Origin of the sequence: Neisseria arctica, assembly GCF_022870905.1 — a bacterium.
In the GTDB taxonomy this organism is placed as follows: Bacteria; Pseudomonadota; Gammaproteobacteria; order Burkholderiales; family Neisseriaceae; genus Neisseria; species Neisseria arctica.
Map to the genome: position 1 here is coordinate 620,311 of NZ_CP091510.1, position 18,508 is coordinate 638,818.

General features: G+C 42.3%; 23 protein-coding genes and 1 tRNA gene. 16 read left to right on the plus strand and 8 right to left on the minus strand.

The window, feature by feature from the left end; translation table 11 throughout:
• The first annotated feature begins 222 nt into the window (after positions 1–222).
• From LVJ86_RS02735 to LVJ86_RS02745, 3 genes are all read left to right on the plus strand, one after another.
• Complete coding sequence (locus tag LVJ86_RS02735; protein WP_414629254.1) at positions 223–1,170, plus strand: pseudouridine synthase; 948 nt, start codon at positions 223–225, stop codon at positions 1,168–1,170.
• Positions 1,171–1,323: 153 nt separating this feature from the next.
• Entirely contained in the window at positions 1,324–1,788 is a 465-nt protein-coding gene (locus LVJ86_RS02740) for a DUF2127 domain-containing protein (protein WP_047760765.1), read from the plus strand.
• A 46-nt stretch (positions 1,789–1,834) separates the two neighbouring features.
• Positions 1,835–2,488: an IS1595 family transposase gene (locus LVJ86_RS02745; RefSeq protein WP_244702549.1), complete on the plus strand. Its 654-nt coding sequence runs from the start codon at positions 1,835–1,837 to the stop codon at positions 2,486–2,488.
• Between the two features lie 376 nt (positions 2,489–2,864).
• Here LVJ86_RS02745 and LVJ86_RS02750 read toward each other — a convergent pair.
• The 3 genes from LVJ86_RS02750 to LVJ86_RS02760 all read right to left on the minus strand — a co-directional run bounded on the left by LVJ86_RS02750 (position 2,865) and on the right by LVJ86_RS02760 (position 4,406).
• Positions 2,865–2,941 (minus strand) — tRNA-Pro (locus LVJ86_RS02750).
• 94 nt (positions 2,942–3,035) lie between these two features.
• Complete coding sequence (locus LVJ86_RS02755; protein WP_047761087.1) at positions 3,036–3,749, minus strand: SAM-dependent methyltransferase; 714 nt, start codon at positions 3,747–3,749, stop codon at positions 3,036–3,038.
• A gap of 66 nt (positions 3,750–3,815) precedes the next feature.
• On the minus strand, positions 3,816–4,406 hold the full coding sequence (locus tag LVJ86_RS02760) for a Maf family protein (protein ID WP_047761088.1): 591 nt from the start codon (positions 4,404–4,406) through the stop codon (positions 3,816–3,818).
• Between the two features lie 60 nt (positions 4,407–4,466).
• On the opposite strand from LVJ86_RS02760, the gene LVJ86_RS02765 reads away from it, so the two are divergent.
• From LVJ86_RS02765 to fabG, 13 genes are all read left to right on the plus strand, one after another.
• Entirely contained in the window at positions 4,467–4,970 is a 504-nt protein-coding gene (locus LVJ86_RS02765; RefSeq protein WP_047761089.1) for a YceD family protein, read from the plus strand.
• A 32-nt stretch (positions 4,971–5,002) separates the two neighbouring features.
• Positions 5,003–5,182 (plus strand): 50S ribosomal protein L32, encoded by a 180-nt coding sequence (gene rpmF, locus LVJ86_RS02770; RefSeq protein WP_047761090.1) that lies wholly within the window; start codon positions 5,003–5,005, stop codon positions 5,180–5,182.
• A gap of 126 nt (positions 5,183–5,308) precedes the next feature.
• Entirely contained in the window at positions 5,309–5,836 is a 528-nt protein-coding gene (locus tag LVJ86_RS02775) for a phosphoribosyltransferase (RefSeq protein ID WP_047761091.1), read from the plus strand.
• Between the two features lie 109 nt (positions 5,837–5,945).
• Positions 5,946–7,010 (plus strand): phosphate acyltransferase PlsX, encoded by a 1,065-nt coding sequence (plsX, locus tag LVJ86_RS02780; protein ID WP_047761092.1) that lies wholly within the window; start codon positions 5,946–5,948, stop codon positions 7,008–7,010.
• Positions 7,011–7,135: 125 nt separating this feature from the next.
• Entirely contained in the window at positions 7,136–8,095 is a 960-nt protein-coding gene (locus tag LVJ86_RS02785; RefSeq protein ID WP_047761093.1) for a beta-ketoacyl-ACP synthase III, read from the plus strand.
• 70 nt (positions 8,096–8,165) lie between these two features.
• Positions 8,166–9,437, plus strand: coding sequence for a DUF1294 domain-containing protein (locus LVJ86_RS02790; RefSeq protein ID WP_082131255.1), 1,272 nt, complete (start codon positions 8,166–8,168; stop codon positions 9,435–9,437).
• 132 nt (positions 9,438–9,569) lie between these two features.
• A complete protein-coding gene (locus LVJ86_RS02795; protein ID WP_235284602.1) occupies positions 9,570–9,899 on the plus strand; it encodes a hypothetical protein in 330 nt (109 codons plus the stop codon).
• A gap of 50 nt (positions 9,900–9,949) precedes the next feature.
• Positions 9,950–10,336 (plus strand): hypothetical protein, encoded by a 387-nt coding sequence (locus tag LVJ86_RS02800; protein WP_235284603.1) that lies wholly within the window; start codon positions 9,950–9,952, stop codon positions 10,334–10,336.
• Between the two features lie 92 nt (positions 10,337–10,428).
• Positions 10,429–11,355: an ACP S-malonyltransferase gene (fabD, locus tag LVJ86_RS02805; protein ID WP_047761094.1), complete on the plus strand. Its 927-nt coding sequence runs from the start codon at positions 10,429–10,431 to the stop codon at positions 11,353–11,355.
• A gap of 96 nt (positions 11,356–11,451) precedes the next feature.
• The gene (locus tag LVJ86_RS02810) at positions 11,452–12,255 is read left to right on the plus strand and encodes a glycosyltransferase family 25 protein (RefSeq protein WP_047761095.1); all 804 of its coding nucleotides are present in this window, start codon (positions 11,452–11,454) and stop codon (positions 12,253–12,255) included.
• 17 nt (positions 12,256–12,272) lie between these two features.
• The gene (locus tag LVJ86_RS02815) at positions 12,273–13,283 is read left to right on the plus strand and encodes a WaaS/CpsH family glycosyltransferase (RefSeq protein ID WP_047761096.1); all 1,011 of its coding nucleotides are present in this window, start codon (positions 12,273–12,275) and stop codon (positions 13,281–13,283) included.
• A 21-nt stretch (positions 13,284–13,304) separates the two neighbouring features.
• A complete protein-coding gene (locus tag LVJ86_RS02820) occupies positions 13,305–14,147 on the plus strand; it encodes a glycosyltransferase family 2 protein (RefSeq protein ID WP_235284604.1) in 843 nt (280 codons plus the stop codon).
• A 55-nt stretch (positions 14,148–14,202) separates the two neighbouring features.
• Positions 14,203–14,949 (plus strand): 3-oxoacyl-ACP reductase FabG, encoded by a 747-nt coding sequence (fabG, locus tag LVJ86_RS02825; protein WP_047761097.1) that lies wholly within the window; start codon positions 14,203–14,205, stop codon positions 14,947–14,949.
• A gap of 180 nt (positions 14,950–15,129) precedes the next feature.
• Here fabG and LVJ86_RS02830 read toward each other — a convergent pair whose 3' ends face one another.
• The 5 genes from LVJ86_RS02830 to LVJ86_RS02850 form a co-directional block, all read right to left on the minus strand.
• Positions 15,130–15,819, minus strand: coding sequence for a M48 family metallopeptidase (locus LVJ86_RS02830; RefSeq protein WP_047761098.1), 690 nt, complete (start codon positions 15,817–15,819; stop codon positions 15,130–15,132).
• Positions 15,820–15,999: a hypothetical protein gene (locus LVJ86_RS02835; RefSeq protein ID WP_047761099.1), complete on the minus strand. Its 180-nt coding sequence runs from the start codon at positions 15,997–15,999 to the stop codon at positions 15,820–15,822.
• Position 16,000: 1 nt separating this feature from the next.
• Positions 16,001–16,741 (minus strand): lysophospholipid acyltransferase family protein, encoded by a 741-nt coding sequence (locus tag LVJ86_RS02840; protein WP_047761177.1) that lies wholly within the window; start codon positions 16,739–16,741, stop codon positions 16,001–16,003.
• A 123-nt stretch (positions 16,742–16,864) separates the two neighbouring features.
• Entirely contained in the window at positions 16,865–17,428 is a 564-nt protein-coding gene (gene gmhB, locus LVJ86_RS02845) for a D-glycero-beta-D-manno-heptose 1,7-bisphosphate 7-phosphatase (protein ID WP_047761100.1), read from the minus strand.
• A 19-nt stretch (positions 17,429–17,447) separates the two neighbouring features.
• A complete protein-coding gene (locus LVJ86_RS02850) occupies positions 17,448–18,503 on the minus strand; it encodes a glycosyltransferase family 4 protein (RefSeq protein WP_047761101.1) in 1,056 nt (351 codons plus the stop codon).
• Between the last annotated feature and the right edge of the window lie 5 nt (positions 18,504–18,508).

The window sequence follows — 18,508 nt, forward strand, 5'->3', positions numbered from 1 at the left end:
AGGCGTTTAATTGGTGTTATCGGGCTAAATGAGGTGGGCAAGCGCCGCACCGTTTTAACCATCCTGCCGCATAAGCCGCAGAAGAACTGTTTGAAGACAGTTAGGAGATATGTCATGAAAAGTAAACAACCTACCAGCAAACGGGAGTTTAGGGACGGTGTGGGCACCAAACCTACTACCCGCAAACCTCAAGCCAAACGCTCGGGTAGTCCGAAAGCACAGATGCAAGCGGCTAAAGGTAAGTCGCAAGCTAATGATAAATTAAAAAATACCACTGGCAATGAGCAAAGTGCGCCAAAAGTGCGTGTCGCACGGGCAAAGAAATTAGTGGTGCGTTCGCCCAACCAAAAAATCCAAGACCGTGTACGAGATTTGAAAGATAAGCGTGTAGATGCCGAATATATCGAACCAGTACGCTTGCAAAAGGCGTTGGCTGCATCAGGCGTAGGCTCGCGGCGTGAAATGGAAGAATGGATTGCACAGGGCTTGGTGAAAGTTAACGGGCGAGTGGCCGGTTTGGGTGAAAAAGTCGCTCCGGGTGATCAGGTATTGGTGAAAGGTCAGGTGATTAACCTGAAATGGGCCGACCGTTTGCCGCGTGTGATTCTGTATTATAAGCAAGAAGGCGAGATTGTTTCGCGAGACGATCCGCAAGGCCGGATCAGCATTTTCGACCGTTTGCCGCAAGCCGCCAGCAGCCGCTGGGTTGCTATCGGCCGATTGGATATCAATACCAGCGGTTTGCTGATTCTCACTACTTCGGGTGAGTTGGTACAGCGGTTTGCCCATCCAAGTTTTGAGGTAGAGCGCGAATATGCCGTCCGTGTGTTGGGCGAGTTGACGACCGAGCAAATGAAAATGCTGACTGAAGAGGGCGTGATGCTCGAAGACGGTTTGGCAAAAGTAGAGCGCATATACGAGCAGGGCGGAGAGGGTGCGAACAAATGGTATAACGTGGTGATTAAAGAAGGCCGAAACCGCGAAGTACGCCGTATTTTCGAAAGCCAAGGTTTGACTGTGAGCCGGCTGGTTCGTGTGGGTTTTGGCCCGATAGGATTACCCAACCGTTTGAAACGTGGTCAGTTTTACGAGTTGAATCCTGCAGAGGTGGCCAATATTATGAAGTGGGCGGATATGCCTCTGCCGGGCGAGCGCCGCCGTAAAAAATAAGCATATTCTATATGCCGGTTGTATCAATAAAGGCAGGTATAAGCTCTGTTTAATGTTGGAATTTCAGTATGGTTTTATGATTTGCAGATAGAATCCATTTTCTGGATTTCTCGTTGACTGATCATTCTGATGCCGTCTGAAAGAAAAATAATGATGGAAAAGCCCCGTTCGTTTTCTGCTGTTCAGTTCATTGCATTGTATGAGGTAGGCAAAGGAATTCTGGCACTGCTTACCGCTGCCGTAATTTGGTACGATCGGGATAAACTATCGTTATTAGCACAAGTGCTAACAGAAGGTTTACATCATTTTTTTGGTCGCTTTCTTGTTTATCAAATCGATAAATTGTATGCATTGAGCCAAACGGCGATTCACAACGTATATGCTGTTATCACTATGTTGGTAATTTATGCCCTGATTCGTTTTGGTGAAGGCTATGGGCTATATCGTGAACGAACTTGGGGTTATTGGTTTAGTTTTATTGCTTACGGTTTGTTTGTCCCTGTTGAGTTGTACGAGGTTGTAAAACGGTTTAATTTTGTTCACTGTATGGTTTTTATTGTGAACATTGCCATTATGGTGGTGATTTATAAGCGGATGAAAAAACAGGGGTTGCTGTAATTTTTAAGGGGCTGTATTAGATTGGCAGTTATGTTACCCTTTAAAAATGAAGATAACATACTGTAAACTATCTAAAAAAGTACAAAAAAAGTTGCTTGAATTTTTTGTACTTGAGGTAACCGCCCGTTCTGCTGCCAATTTATTGGATATTAACCCCAATTCAGCAGCTCTGTTTTACCGTAAAATTCGCCAAGTCATTGCCTATCATTTAGAGCTTCAAGCTGATGAAATCTTTGATGGTTCAATCGAGCTTGATGAGAGTTATTTTGGTGGACAACGAAAAGGCAAACGCGGTCGCGGAGCGGCTGGGAAAGTAGCGGTATTTGGTATTTTGAAACGTCAAGGCAAGGTTTATACTGTTGTCGTTAAAAATACCAAACAAGATACTTTACTACCTGTTATTAAACGAAAAATAATGCCTGATAGCATTGTTTATACGGACTATTACAAAAGCTATGATGTGCTAGATGTGAGTGAATTTACGCATCACAGAATCAATCATTCAGAGCTTTTTGTCGACCGTCAAAACCATATCAACGGTATTGAAAACTTCTGGAATCAGGCAAAGCGCGTTCTACGAAAGTACAATGGAATTGACCGAAAATCTTTCCCTTTATTCTTGAAAGAATGCGAATTTCGTTTTAACTTTGGTACACCAAAAGAGCAACTTAAAATCTTGCGAATTTGGTGTGATATTTAAGGCTAATCTAATACAGCCCCATTTTTAATTAAGGCTTGCATGGAAACATGTAGGCCTTTTATTTTGCTGATTATAGGGCGCGTATTTTTAAGTTGATTAAAAATTTAGAGGCCGTCTGAAAATTATTGAGGCTTGGGTTTGATTGCATTTCCAATGATTGCCGGGTACATGTGGGATAAGTGCATCGGGATTGACCATGGTGTAGAAATATAAAAGCTTGGCTGAGTAAATAGGCCATACTATGGGAAATATGAAGATAGTATCTTGAGGGGATGAAAAGGCTGGATTCGGTTTATATTTGCCCTAAGCTGAGCCATATTATTTTGAAATAAAAAACAAACCTGCTTTGATTTTATCAAAGCAGGTTTAAAATTTTTGGTCGGAATGAGAGGATTCGAACCTCCGACCCCTTCGTCCCGAACGAAGTGCGCTACCGGGCTGCGCTACATTCCGATTAAGCTGGACATTATAGATAGTAATCCGCTTTTTAGCAAGTTTTGTTTACAGTTTGGAGGAAACGGGTTTTATCCAGTCAAAATTTTGACGGTTATCTGCCTGAATGTAGTACGAAAATAGTAGGGCGCTTTTTTAGTTGAGGTAATTCGCTGCGCTTGCGCCATTCGGATATAGGCAGGCTGATGATGTTTTGGGTGGGTAAGGTTAAGTCGCAAGCGATGCAAAGGCGGGTATCAGGGTGCAGTATATTTATGGCATCTTCGAGTAGAGAATCATTCCGATAGGGCGTTTCGATAAATAATTGGGTTTCATTTTCTATTCGCGAATGCTGCTCTAGTTTTTTTAATGCCTGCAAACGTTCTGTTTTATCAGTAGGCAGGTAGCCTTTAAAGGCAAAATTTTGCCCGTTTGTACCGGAAGCCATCATTGCCAGTAATAGGCTTGAAGGGCCGATAAGGGGACGTACTTCAAAGCCGTGCGTGTGTGCCAGTGCAACTAAGTTAGCGCCGGGGTCGGCTATTGCCGGGCAGCCGGCTTCACTGAGTAATCCGAGGCTTCGGCCTTCGTGCATAGGCTCCAAAAGCTCGGGTAAGATTTCTTGTGGGGTGTGTTCGTTGAGCGGTTTTAAATTTAATTCACGAATAGGTGTCGTAACGCCTAAGTGTTTGAGATGGGCGCGGGCTGTTTTTTCTGCCTCAACAACAAAGTCTTTTAAATTAATAATTTGAGCCTGCTCGTGAGGTAATAAGCAGGGCGTATCGGCAGTGCCTAGGGGGGTTGGGATAAGATAGAGAATTGGTTTCATATACGGCGTTTTAAATGTCGGTGGTAAAATGTTAGATAATGCAACCCATAAGTATTTATTGTTTTCTTATACGATATAAATACCTTCGGTATTGAGAAAGTCGACCAATCGGAAAAGCGGTAAGCCGATTAATGCGTTGGGGTCGGTTGTTTCAATCCGTGAAAGTAGAGCGGCGCCGAGCCCTTCACTTTTCGCTGCTCCGGCACAATATATAGCGTCCGGTTCTCGTTCCAGATAGCGGCTGATCTGTTCAGAGCTCAAAACCCTCATAGTGACGGTAGTATGGTCAACATAGCTATGCAGTTTGCCGGTGGCGGTATTCAGTAGGCATAGGGCACTGTAAAAGTCAATGTGCTGTCCTGATAGTTCCTTTAGCATTTGTTGTGCTTTTGCTACGCTCATGGGCTTGCCTAATTGTCTGCCGTTACAGTAGGCCACTTGGTCGGCACCGATGATGAGGGCCTTCGGAAATTTTCCAGCTAAGGAATATGCTTTGTTTTTTGCGAGCCTGAGGGCAGTCGTTTCAGGTGTCTCGCCTGATAGGGGTGTTTCATCGCACTCAGGTTTTGCGATTTCGAAATATAGTCCCAGTGTTTCCAGCTGCTGCCGGCGGAAGATGGAAGTTGAACCCAAAATAATTGGTAAGTAGGTATTCATCTGTATAAAATATGTAAAAACATTGACGTTAAGCTTTCAAAATTATATCATACCCCGTTTATGTTAGACCCTATTTTGATTGACCCCGAGGTGTTCGCAGCTGAAAAGCGCCGTTTGCAGGGCGAGTTGATACTGAATCAGCTTGACGAACGCGTTTGGTCGCACGAATATTTGGCAGACACTCAAGCTAAGGTATCGTTTACCCTACAAGGCGGACGAGACCGTTTGCAACGTTTGTTTCTGGAACTGGAGCTCAAAGGCGACGTACCGTTGATTTGTCAGCGGTGTGTAAAACCGATGCCGTTCCGGTTTGATGAAGCAAGCCGTATTGTATTGTTTGCTGATGAAAACAGTTTGGACGAAGCCATGCTGGCCGATGATGAGTTGGAGGGCATGCTGCTTGAGAAAGAATTGGACGTGCGTGCGTTGCTCGAAGACCAAATCCTGATGGCTTTACCGTTTTCGCCGCGGCATGAGGATTGCGGAAATGTTGTACTGACTGAAGTCAATCAAGACAAACCCAATCCTTTCGCCGTATTGGCAGGGCTGAAAAGCAGCCGCTAACCCATTTGTATTTTAAAATTTAGGAGCTTGAAATGGCCGTTCAACAAAACAAAAAATCTCCCTCTAAACGCGGTATGCACCGCTCTCATGATGCGTTGACTGCGCCTGCTCTGTCTGTTGACAGCGCTACCGGCGAAGTGCACCGCCCGCACCACATTTCTCCCAACGGTATGTACCGTGGCCGTAAAGTGGTAAAAACCAAAGGCGAATAATCTTTATTTTGCCTTTTCTAATAAGACGAAAGCCAGACGATTGCCTTTGAGCTGCAATTACTGGCTTTTTTCCGTTAAACAAACAGCGGTTCGCTTGCCTGAGCCGTTTTAGTGGTAGTTTCAGCCATGACAACAAAAATTTGGTACACCTATGATGATATCCACCGCGTTATCAAATCATTGGCAGAAAAAATTCAGGCTTCGGGTGTGAAGTATGATGCCATGATTGCGATCGGTGGTGGAGGTTTTATTCCTGCCCGTATTTTGCGCTGCTTTCTTGATATTCCGATTTATGCTGTAACCACTGCTTATTACGACAGCGAATATGAAGGTAAAACTACTGAAGAAGTTAAAAAAGTCCAGTGGTTGGATCCAGTGCCGGATGTATTGTCCGGTAAAAACGTACTTGTCGTTGATGAGGTGGATGATAGTCGTGTAACGTTGGAATTTGTATTAAAAGAGCTGGCGAAAGAAGATTTCGGCACTATTGGTGTTGCCGTATTGCATGAAAAAATCAAGAATAAAGTCGGCCAGCTACCGGAGGGAATGCCTTATTTCAGCGGCATTACTGTGGAAGACTGGTGGATTAATTATCCTTGGGATGCGGAAGAGCTTGACGAGCATAATCGTTTGGCTGCGATCGGCCCGCATTAAAACTATGATCTCGCAGCAGATTTGCTGCGGTGTTTTTTTATAGACAGATAAATCCTTTCAGCCTTGCGTTTCCAAGACAAAGGCCGTCTGAAAAGAAAGGGGATAGATAATGATTACTTTGGCTGTAGATGCTATGGGAGGAGACGCCGGACTGGATGTCACTATCCCGGGCGTATTGGCTTTCTTAAAACAACAAGAGCAGGTAAAGCTCATTTTGGTGGGGGATGAAGAGAAAATCCGTGTGGCTTTGACTGCAGCAAAAGCCCCATTGGATCGGATTGAAATCTGCCATGCTACCCAAGTGGTTGAAATGGACGAACCGCCGCAGTCGGCATTGAAAAATAAAAAAGACTCTTCGATGCGAGTGGCGATCAACCAAGTGAAGGAAGGGCGGGCTCAAGCCGCTGTATCGGCTGGAAATACCGGTGCATTGATGGCAACGGCACGTTTTGTGTTGAAAACCATTCCCGGTATTGAACGGCCGGCTATTGCCAAGTTTTTGCCATCTGCCGGTAATCATATGACTTTGATGTTGGATTTGGGCGCAAATGTTGATTGTACCAGTGAGCATTTGGTGCAGTTCGCAGTTATCGGCGGTGCCCTTGTTCAAGCATTGTACCCTGAGAAAGGCGCACCACGTATCGGTTTGCTGAATGTCGGAACGGAAGATATAAAAGGTACGGATACTGTTAAACAAGCCTATCGTTTGCTCAAAAGCAGTGATATGAATTTTATCGGCAATGTAGAGGGTAACGCGGTATTTGGAGGGCAAGTTGATGTAGTGGTGGCTGATGGCTTCGTAGGTAACATTATGCTAAAAACCATTGAAGGCGCAGTGAAATTTATGGGCAGCGCAATTAAGCAGGAATTTCAAAGCAGCCTGTTTACCAAGGCCGCTTCCTTATTTGCACTCCCTGCACTAAAGAGCTTTAAAAACAAGCTGGATCCACGCCGTTTTAACGGTGCTATCTTCCTAGGGTTGCGCGGAGTGGTCATTAAAAGCCACGGTGGTACAGATGCGGTCGGATTTACCTATGCTTTGGAAGAGGCATACCACGAAGCTAAGGCGGGAAGCTTGGCAAGAATAGAAGAAGGTGTTGCGGCCCAGTTATCGGTTTTATCGGAAAAGAAAATGGAAGCAGAACAGGCGGCCATGGCCAATAATTTGGACTAAATATTGGTAAATGTTGGGATGCTTTTGCGATGCAGCCCTGATAAATAGGCTTGGCGGCATTGAGTAATTAGAGTGTTTTGACTACAATCGCATCTTAACGATGCAAACCAGTAAAGGCTAAAACCATGCAATACGCCAAAATTCTCGGTACGGGCAGTTATCTGCCGGCTAGCCGTGTGACTAATGACGAACTGGCACAAAAGGTAGATACCTCTGATGAGTGGATTACCACGAGAACAGGTATTAAAGCCCGGCATATTGCGGCAGATAATGAAAAAACCAGTGATTTGGCGACAGAAGCAGCCAAAAGAGCTCTGCTGGCTGCTGGTGTAGATGCGGGAGAAATCGATCTGATTGTACTTGCAACGGCTACGCCTGATATGCAGTTTCCCTCTACCGCGACGATCGTTCAAAATAAATTGGGTATCGCTGGATGCGCTGCTTTTGACGTGGCGGCAGTATGTGCCGGCTTTATGTATGCTCTCACTACCGCTCAGGCGTATATTCAAAGCGGTATGGCTAAAAAAGCATTAGTTATCGGGGCCGAAATATTCAGTCGGATTGTGGACTGGAACGACCGCAGCACTTGTGTGTTGTTTGGTGACGGTGCGGGTGCAGTCGTGTTGGGCGCTTCAGAGCAACCGGGCATTATCGGTGGAAAACTGCAGGCAGACGGTAATTATTTACCTTTGTTGCAAGTGCCGGGGCAAATCGCCGGTGGCAAAATCACCGGTACGCCGTTTGTGCAAATGGACGGACCCGGTGTATTTAAGTTTGCAGTAAAAACATTGGCCAAAGTAGCAGAGGATGTTTTGGAGCAAACCGGCACTTCGGCGGAGGAAATCGATTGGATTGTGCCTCATCAGGCTAATAAGCGGATTATTGAAGCTACCGCCAAACATTTGGGTTTGAGTATGGATAAGGTGATTCTGACGGTAGAAGAGCATGCAAATACTTCAGCAGCCTCCATTCCGCTTGCCTTGGATACGGGTATCCGTAGCGGGAAAATACGCCGAGGGCAGACTTTACTGCTTGAAGGTATAGGAGGTGGTTTTGCATGGGGGGCGGTGCTGGTAAAATACTAAAGGCCTAGAGGCCGTCTGAAGCCTTCAGACGGCCTTATTTTTATTTTATAAATCAACTTAAAAAATAATAATGAAGCACAATAAACATTACGGAACGGTCAGCTATTGGTTTGATGACCGTAAAATCGGAGCGATCCGCTCGGATGAAAATAGGGGGAGGCATGTGATGCTGACAGCAGAACAGCTTGCCGGAGATTATAAATTCCCGAAAGCAGGAGACGAAGTTTGCTATGGTTTGGGAGTCGATGCTAAAAGCCGCCCGCTGGCGCTTGCCGTAGAACGCCTGAAACCGCCGCCTGAAGGAAAGAGGGTGCGTTTGGTGCTCGAATATTGGGATTTCCAACGCAACGGCGGATATGGTTTTTATGGTGATGACAGGCCGGTGCAAGTGTTTATTTTAGGACCGTCCCTACGTGACCAGCGTCGTGTACCAGAGGATGGAAGCATGCTAGAAGGGCTATTGTTGCAGCATGGTAATGGACAATGGATACTGGACGATGTTGTTAGCGTAGACCATTTAGATGTAGAACAGCTTTCGGATTCACCTCATTCGGCGGATATTACAAAAAATATTGTGACAACCGGTCTTGAGGCTGAAGCTGAAGAGGATTATCGAGTTAGCTGGGATGATGAGCCTCAGGTAAAACAAGAAAGTTCCATCCCCATCAATACGTTGTTGGAAGGGCGTGTTGTTTATTGGGATAAAAGTCGCGATTACGGTTTCATACAATACGGTAATGAGCGTGTATTATTTTATTTATCAGCTTGCCAAGATGGAAAGCAGCCTTTCGAGGGCGCAGTTGTTAATTTTCTATGCCGCCCATTCGGCGAGGAAGAAAGTAAGCGAGCTGTGAAAGTGGTATTAAAAGACGAATATGCCCATTTATCGCCCTCTATCTCTTCCACAGAAACAGGAAAGAAATACTTAGTGCCGCGGAAATACAAAATATCGTTATATATATTTTTTATACTGGTTTATGTGGCTTTTTTAACGTATCGTTTTTGGCCGTTGGCATTGTGGTATGCAGTGTGGAGCATAGTCGCTTGGTTGATGTACCGGCATGATAAACAGCGCGCTTTGGCATTTGGAGCCTATAGGGGTTTTGCCGGCAGGATACCGGAGTCGACTTTGTTGGCGGTAGGCCTGATAGGCGGTTGGCCCGGAGCATTGCTTGGGCGTTTCTTCTGGCGCCATAAAACTACCAAACAGCCGTTTGTTGCTTGCTTTTGGATTACCGTATTGATAAATATTTTGGTTACGTCACTATTGGTGTGGTCGGGTATTTTGGATTGGCTTTCCCATTTGCTAACCGTTGAATTCGGGTCGAACGGGTTGTCGTAATTTAGGATAAGATTTTTATGCTGCCCGAGAGCGAATTAAAAAAGATGTTTCCCGTAGTAATGACGCCCAGTCATGACGGTAAATATTTTCAAAATTATACATAGTCATTGTTAAACCTGCTATCAGCCTCTTATGACTATGGTTTTGGTTTGCCAGATATCCCTTCAACGCGGAGAGAGTCTGATTACGCGGGCAAGAAATAATGCAGTAGCCGAGTTTTTATCTCATTCCCAGTGGACACATCTTTTTTGGATAGATAGCGATATTGGATTTTCACCGCAGGCGGCAATCCGTTTATTACTATCGGATTACGATGTCGCTTGTGGGGTTTATCCGCTCAAGCATGAAAATTGGCCGCTAGGCGGACTTCCTCAGGGCATGACACGGCAGCAGTTCGAAGCACAATATACCCGTTATACTGTAAACATAGTCAATGCAACAGTAACGGAGAAGTTGAAATAAACATCGGTTCAGACGGCTTTTTTGAAGTAGACGAGACCCCTACCGGATTTATGCTGATCAAACGCAGCGTATTTGAGCGTATGATATCTGCCTATCCTCAATTGCGTTATGTACCTGATACACTAGGTGTTGCCGATCAGGGACTGCATTACCGCTTTTTTGATGTAATGGTGCATCCGGATAGTGGACGTTATTTGTCTGAAGATTATGGATTTTGCAAATTATGGCGTGATATCGGCGGTAAAATTTATGCAGATGCAAATTCTAATCTAAATCACCAGGGTAGTAAGTTGTATTGTGGAAATTTTGCTGAATCGCTGACAAACAGCTTACAGTTTGCAGTTGGGGCGCCTAAAGGGATGAGTATGAAGCTGCATGGTGCCGAATATCACAACCAAACGGAAGCGGCTCTCAATAGTATGAGGGAAGCATCTTAAAATAAAAGAAATCAGTGTTTGCCGGTTTGCTTTTATTATGCAGTTGGTGTGGATTTTTCTTGAATATTTTTATGTAAAAGAGTTGAAACATTATGAACTTTGCCTTTTTCTTTCCCGGCCAAGGCTCGCAAAGCCTAGGTATGATGAACGGTTTTAATGAAAGTAACGTTGTAAAAGCAACTTTTGATGAAGCTTCTGCGGCTCTTGGCCAAGACCTATGGGCTATGATGAATGCCGAAGATGCAGGGCCGATTAATGAAACCGTAAATACCCAGCCGCTGATGTTGGCTGCCGGTGTAGCCACTTACCGTGCATACCTTGAAGCAGGTGGGCAGGCACCTAAAGTTGTGGCAGGTCATAGCTTGGGCGAATATACGGCTTTAGTAGTTGCAGGTGCATTGAAATTTGAAGATGCCGTCAAACTTGTACGTTTGCGTGCCGAATTGATGCAGTCTGCCGTACCGGCCGGAGTGGGAGCAATGGCTGCTATTTTGGGTTTGGAAGATGAACAGGTAAAAAACATTTGTGTTCAAGCGGCGCAAAACGAAGTAGTCGAAGCTGTTAATTTCAATTCGCCCGGCCAGGTTGTTATTGCCGGCCATACTGCTGCCGTGGAGCGTGCAATTGCATTAGCAAAAGAAGCAGGAGCCAAGCGCGCTTTACCCTTACCGGTATCTGTACCCTCGCATTGCAGCCTGATGAAGCCGGCTGCTGAAAAATTGGCAGAAGCATTACAAGACGTGGAAATTACCCGTCCGGAAATCGAAGTAATCCATAATGCCGATGTGGCTGCTTATACTGATGTGGAGAAAATCAAAGATGCATTGGTACGTCAGCTTTACAGCCCGGTACGATGGACTGAAACCGTTAATGCATTGGTTGAACGTGGTATCACTGAATCAGCGGAGTGCGGTCCGGGTAAGGTCTTGGCAGGTTTGGCCAAACGTATTAATAAAGCCGCTGTTTGTACGGCTCTAACTAATATGGAGCAGGTGGTAGCATTTATTAATTTAAAATAATCTGTAGTTAAGTCAAAATGATGTAAGCCGTCTGAAGTTTTTTTGGGCGGCACTTTCATATTGTCTATTGTCCTAATTTTTCATCGGAATTTATATATGTTGCATAATTATGTTATTAGTCTTCCTCAAGCAGAGGAAAGAAGACAACATATTAGAAACGAGTTTGATGCGAAAAATATACCATTTAAATTTTTTGATGCACTACAACCATCGCTTGAATTACAGCAACATATAGTGAAGATGCTTCCGCGTTTGCAAGATGAGCCCAATATGACTGATGGAGAAAAGGCATGCTTAATGAGTCATCTTGTATTGTGGCGGAAATGTCTTGAAGAAAATTTGCCATATATTGCTATTTTTGAAGATGATATTGTTTTAGGAAGTCAGGCTGAAAAATTTTTAATAGATACGTTATGGTTGGAGCAGAGATTTGCTAATGATGCATATTTCCTATGCTTGGAGACCGTGTTGCGCTTAATTAATTTAAAATCAACTGGAATACAAGAATATCAAGGCAGACAGTTTAAATTTCTAGAAAGCAGCAATAGTGGATGTGGTGCTTATATTATATCAAATCAGGCTATTAGACTGTTACTCCAAAAGATACATACTTTGTCAGCTTATGATTTAAATCCTGTAGATGTATTAGTTTATGATTACTTGAATAATATTCCTAAATTTTCCTTATACCAATTAACTCCGGCTCTCTGTATTCAAGATAGTGTTTTAAATAAACAAAAAGGATTAGTAAGTCAATTGGAAAAAGATAGGTTTTTTAATTTTAATAACTTGCCTAAAAAGAAAAAAAGAAAAAAATTTTCTGAAAGAATTCAACATGTATTGTTGAAGCCTATAAGAATGATAAAAAAAGTGCAGCGTCAGCGTGTTTTATTTTTATAGCTTTTGAAGAGAGTCTAATGAATAAAACTATTTTATTTGGAATGCCATCTTTTGCAGGGATGTATAAGCTAATTGAAAAGAATCTACAGTATTATGGATTTAATGTAATTAATATTGTAGAAGATTTTGATAATTGGAAGCCATCTTTAAGTGAAAGAATTTATGGTAGATGGAGAAAAATCCGTTATCGTGATTATAGCTATAAGCACAGTTTAAAAGCTAAAAGATTGAAATATTTGGCAAGTGAGAGAATTCAAGGAGTAAGTTTAGACTATGCATTATTTATAAATGGCCATATATATAGCCAAGATTTTCTAAAATTTATTAGTAAAGAAAGTAAACATGGTATTGTTAATTACCAGTTTGACGGCTTACATCGATTTCCTGAGATTTATTCAGTAATTGATATATTTGATCGGTTTTATGTTTTTGATTCGAGTGATTTGGAATTTCCAGGATTAAATATTTATCCAGCAACTAACTTTTACTTTGATTATGATCTGCATGATAGTTATGAAATAAAGAGCGATTTTTATTTTATTGGGGCACATATGGATTGTAGAGTGAATGTAATCAATAATTTTTTAAGATACATAAAAGCAAATAAGTATTCAGCTGATATACAAGTGTGCGGAAAAGAGGTTGAAAAAAGAACTTGTTATCTTGATGGAATTAAATTAAATAATGGATTTATTTCTTTTGAAGAGAATTTAAAAAGAAGCCGGCAAAGCAGGGTCCTGGTTGATTTTGTAATAGATGAACATTCGGGCTTATCATTTCGAACATTTGAAGCATTGGGATATAGAAAAAAGCTTATTACTACGAACACAAAGATTTTAAATTATGATTTTTATCATCCTAACAATATTTTGGTTTGGGATGGTGAGGATTTTTCTAAGTTAAATGACTTTTTAGAGCTACCATACTATGAAATTGATATTGGTATTCGCCAGAAATATAGCTTTGGTAACTGGATTAAATATATTTTAAATATTCAACCACATCAAAAAATTTCACTTCCTCAATAGAGTTATATATTGGAGATAATATTGGCTGATTATCCTTTAGTTTCTGTAATTATTCCCTGTTTTAATGTTGAGCAATACTTACCTGAAACATTAGAGAGTTTGTTTGCTCAAACTTATAAAAATTTTGAAGTTATTGCTATTGATGATGGTTCTACAGATGGTACTCTTAGATTGTTAGAGCACTATGCGGAAAATAATGCCAATTTAAAAGTTCTGAGTCAAGAAAATGCTTATTGTGCTGTAGCTAGGCAAAATGCTATTGCTTATGCTAAGGGAAAATATTTAGTTTGTTTAGATTCGGATGACAAATTAGATCCTAGTTATATTGAAAAATGCGTTGCTGTGGCTGAGTCTAATAATGATGTCGCGATTGTTTATAGTAATGCTGTTTTGTTTGATAATGAAAATAAGCCTTGGTATTTGCCGGAGTTTGATACAGTTGGATTTTTATTAAAAAATTGTATATATGTTACTGCATTGATTAGAAAGTCAGTATTTGATAAGGTCGGAGGGTTTGATACTTCACTTACAATGTATGAAGATTGGGATCTATTTATCTCTATTATAAAGAATAATGGTAAGGTATTTAAGATAAATGAATATTTATTTTTTTATAGGAAAAGAAAAAATAAAACATCTGTTTCTAATTCTATTTCCAAAGAAAATGAATCAAATAACTTATTAAAAATTTATAACAAGCACTATGAGTTTTATATTAAGAATGGAATTTACTTTCAAGAATTAATGTGGTCTGGGTTTGAAAAAAGGGAAAAATTAAAAAAGTATTATAATAGGTTTTATAGAAAAATATTTTATAAGTGGTTTAGGCCAAAAAAATATCGTCAAAATTCTTATATGAAATAATGATTTTAGGGTACGGTATCAATATCGATTCTGATTGCCAAAGAAAGGATGATTCATGAGTTCACAAAATTTAACCGGTAAAGTTGCGTTAGTTACAGGTGCTTCGCGCGGTATTGGTGCGGCGATTGCGGATACATTGGCGGCAGCTGGTGCCAAAGTTGTCGGTACGGCTACTTCTGAAAGCGGTGCAGCCGCTATAGGCGAGCGCTTGGCGCAATGGGGCGGAGAGGGCAAAGTATTGGATGCTGCTACGGAAGGTAGTATTGAAGCTTTGATCTCCGAGATTGAAAAAGAAAACGGTAAATTGGATATTTTGGTGAATAATGCCGGAATTACCCGCGACAACCTTTTAATGCGTATGAAAGAGGAAGAGTGGGATTCTATTATGCAGGTAAACCTGAAATCGGTATTCCGTGCCAGTAAGGCCGTGTTACGCGGAATGATGAAACAGCGCAGTGGTCGTATTATCAATATTACTTCCGTTGTCGGCGTAATGGGAAATGCTGGTCAAGCTAATTACTCGGCTGCAAAGGCAGGCTTGATCGGTTTTTCAAAATCTATGGCACGTGAGGTAGGCAGCCGAGGTATCACTGTGAATTGTGTCGCTCCTGGTTTTATTGATACTGATATGACCCGTGCTTTACCTGAAGAGCAGCGTGCGATGTTTGAAGCGCAAACGGCTCTGGGCTGTTTCGGTGAAGCTCAGGATATTGCTGATGCGGTTTTGTTTTTGGCCAGCCCTCAGGCTAAATATATTACCGGGCAGACATTGCATGTTAATGGTGGCATGCTGATGCCGTGATATTTTGAGTTTTTTTAAGGCCGTCTGAAAATATATTTTCAGACGGCCTTTTATTTATATTCCCAAATAGGTTTATATTGGTTTGAATATGAAGATGATTGGTCTATTGTTGGTAGGTTATATCAATAGTGATCAATCTATCGGTTTTAAATTGAATGGTTGCTTAAAATGCAAAATATTTTACTCAAGTATAAAAAGTTCTTTACCGTGTTGTTTTAACCATGTTTTAGCGTTAATGGTATGCGGGGTATAGAGGTTGACGGCAGCCCAGAATTGTTTACTGTGGTTGGGATGAACTAGGTGGCAGAGCTCGTGTATACATACATAGTCGATTACAAAATCGGGTGCGCCTATTAGACGGTAGTTTAGGCGGATACCGCTTTGGGTACGGCATACTCCCCAAAAGGTTTTGGCGTTTGATAGTGCTATGGCTGCGGGAAATAGTTCTAATTGTTCTGCATGTGTTTGTAAGCGTGGAAGTAAGATATTTTCTGCTTGAGTTCTTAAAAAGCGGAGCAAGTGGGCTTTTTGTTGTTCCTGCTCTTTTTCAGGAAGAAAAATATGGTTTTCGGCAATCTCAATATAGGGCTTATTGTGGCTTCTCACATCATGTGATATGCCTCGATACCAGATTTTTTGAGGAATATTGTTTTCAGGAGGCGTTTCCGCAAGATTGCGTTTAAGAATATTACGTAAGACTTTTTCGTTGGTTTGAAGCCAGTAGCGAAGTTGTTTTTCGTTGAGCTTAGGCGGGATGCTTAAGCTGATCTGGTTACCGTGCATAGGGCGCAAGATAATGTTTTTTTTCGCACGGCGGACTATATGCAAACAGATAGAAAGGCCGTCTGAAAGAGTATGAGATATTTGCATTTATAGCCAGCCGAGATAATAAAGCAAGCTTAGTAAAATAATTACGGTAGCAGTTCCTAAAATAATACGGCGCCAAAGTGCAGGAATAGCATTGTTTGCCAAAGCCCGATTAAAATGCTGCCAGCCGAAAATTAGTGCCACCGCTGCAAAAGCAACGGCGGCTAATGAGTCATTATCCATTTCAGACGGCCTTTGGGGATTTGGCGCACGGGCCAACACCGCTGATTTGTGATTGCTGCTCTTCGATCCAATGTTCGCATCGCTTCATCATTTCTTCGGGTGTGCCACTATTGTGTGCGATGGGTTGGCCGATAATAACGGTTATTTCGCCCGGGTATTTCATAAAAGAATTTCGCGGCCAAAATTCACCGCTATTGAGTGCAACGGGTACCAAATCCATTTCAAACATTTTAGCCATACGGGCTCCGCCATAACGATATTTCCCACGTTCACCCGGCGGCATACGGGTACCTTCGGGAAAAATAGCAATCCACAAGCCTTCATTGCGGCGGGCAATACCTTGCTCCATCAATTGTCGACTGGCTTCCGCACTGTTGCTGCGGTCGATACCAATGGCTTTGGTTAGCTTCAAGCCCCAGCCAAAAAAAGGAAGTTTGAACAGTTCGCGTTTGGCTACATATACATGCAGCGGAAATATTTCTTGAAGGGCTAAGGTTTCCCATCCCGATTGATGCTTACTGCAGATAATAGCAGGACCTGCCGGGATATTTTCACGGCCGATAACGCGGTATTTAAGGCCGATAATATTTTTTAGCATCCATAATAAGGTAAGAGCCCATAATCTTCCCATTTTCCCTGCTCCATTTGGAAACAGTAAAGCAGGAGGAAAGAGAAATAAGAACATCGGCGGGGTAATCAGACACAATAACAGCCAATAAAGTAAATTTCGGAGTAACAGCATGATGATTCCGGTTAAATCGTCTAAATCAGGCGGATTGTAGCATGTTTGGAGAAGGATATTTTCAGACGGCATGCTTTGCTTCGGGAAAGAGCCGCCTGAAAAATTGGATTTAGGAGAAAGATATCAGTCCGCGGCCCCCGGTGATTGTTGCTCGCGGATATACTGGGAAAAGGCCATCAGATCGTCAAAAATTTGGGTATTTTCAGGTAATAGGTCTGCTTGGGTAGCAAGTGTTTTTTTACCTTTTCCTGTCAATACTAAAGCGGGTTTGCCGCCTACCGCCGCAATTGCCTGTAAATCGCGTAGGCTGTCTCCTACCAGCCAAGTTTCTTTGGCCTCGGCATTGAATCGGTCGATAATATCTTCAATCATACCGGGTTTGGGTTTGCGACAGTTACATGCGGAGTCGGCCGTATGCGGGCAAAACCAAATACCATCGATGTGTCCGCCGGCCTGCTGTACTAAACGGTGCATTTTTTGGTGCATTTCGGTTAGGTCTTGCATAGTGAAATAGTGGCGGCCTATGCCGGATTGGTTGGTAGCAACTGCTAGGGTATAGTCTGCTTGTGTTAGAAGGGCTATGGCATCCATGCTGCCTTCTATCGGCATCCACTCATCAACATTTTTTACAAAGTCGTCACGGTCGTGGTTAATAACACCGTCACGGTCAAGAATAATTAGTTTCATTTTTTATATTCCAAACAAACTAAGCAGGTTCCAGCATCTTGCAGAGTTGATTTATATGGTATGAGAGGGTGGGGTTATAGTTTAATGCCTGTAAAGGGTTATTAATCTTATGTTTGCCGTTTTGTTTTAATATAACAGCTTGGGTAATATATTCAGCTAAAGTTTGAGGGTTATTACGAGAAAAGAAAAAGCCAGCTTGGTTATTCAATACTTCACAACATCCCATATTGTCTGCCAATACGACACGTGTACCGCTTAATACCGATTCTACGCCAATTAATCCGAATGGTTCGTATTGTGACGCCATAATGGTGTAATCGGCAGCTTGGTAGAGTTCGGGCATGTTTTTACAAAAGCCCAGCTCTATCACATTTTTCATAGGACGTGGTAATGGAGAGCCGGCAACGGCAAGCTTAACAGGTAAGTTTGTTTGTTCAAAAAAATCGGCTAGAAAATCTAAACCTTTACGTTTATGCCCAGTAGAGGGAAACAAGAATACCGTATCTTTTTCATTAAAGCCGTATTGTTTTCTGAGTCTAGAAATTTGCTCCTTGTTGGCAGGTTGAAAGCGTTCGGTATCTGCTGGTGGATGAACTACATGGATTTTTTCAGGGGATATACCGTACAAAGAGGTAAGCTCATGTTGCATTAAGTGTGAGTGTGCCATAATAGACTTTGCAGTTTTATAATTGGTATGGTTACGATGGATAATGAGCTTATCAAGAATCCCTCCTTGCTTTTGCATGCCTTTTAGGTAGCCCAAGTGCGTACCGCCACAGATAAATACATCTGCATAGTCAGTAGGGTTGCAAGCAACTAAATATTCATTCGATTGGCGGTATTTTTGTAGCTGTGGGCTGAAAAAGAACGGCCTAAGTTTTTTGGGAATACGTTTTTGATTAATCTCTACAGCTTTAATGTGTTGGTATAGAGGCAGTTGGGTATCGAAGGTAGTAGCATAAATTTTGACCGGATGTTGGATTGCCGTTAAATATTTAACAAGGTCAAAAGTATAGCTTTCCATACCGCCGCCGCTACGAAAACGGTTGATGCTGATAGTGATGTTTTTATCCATAAGAT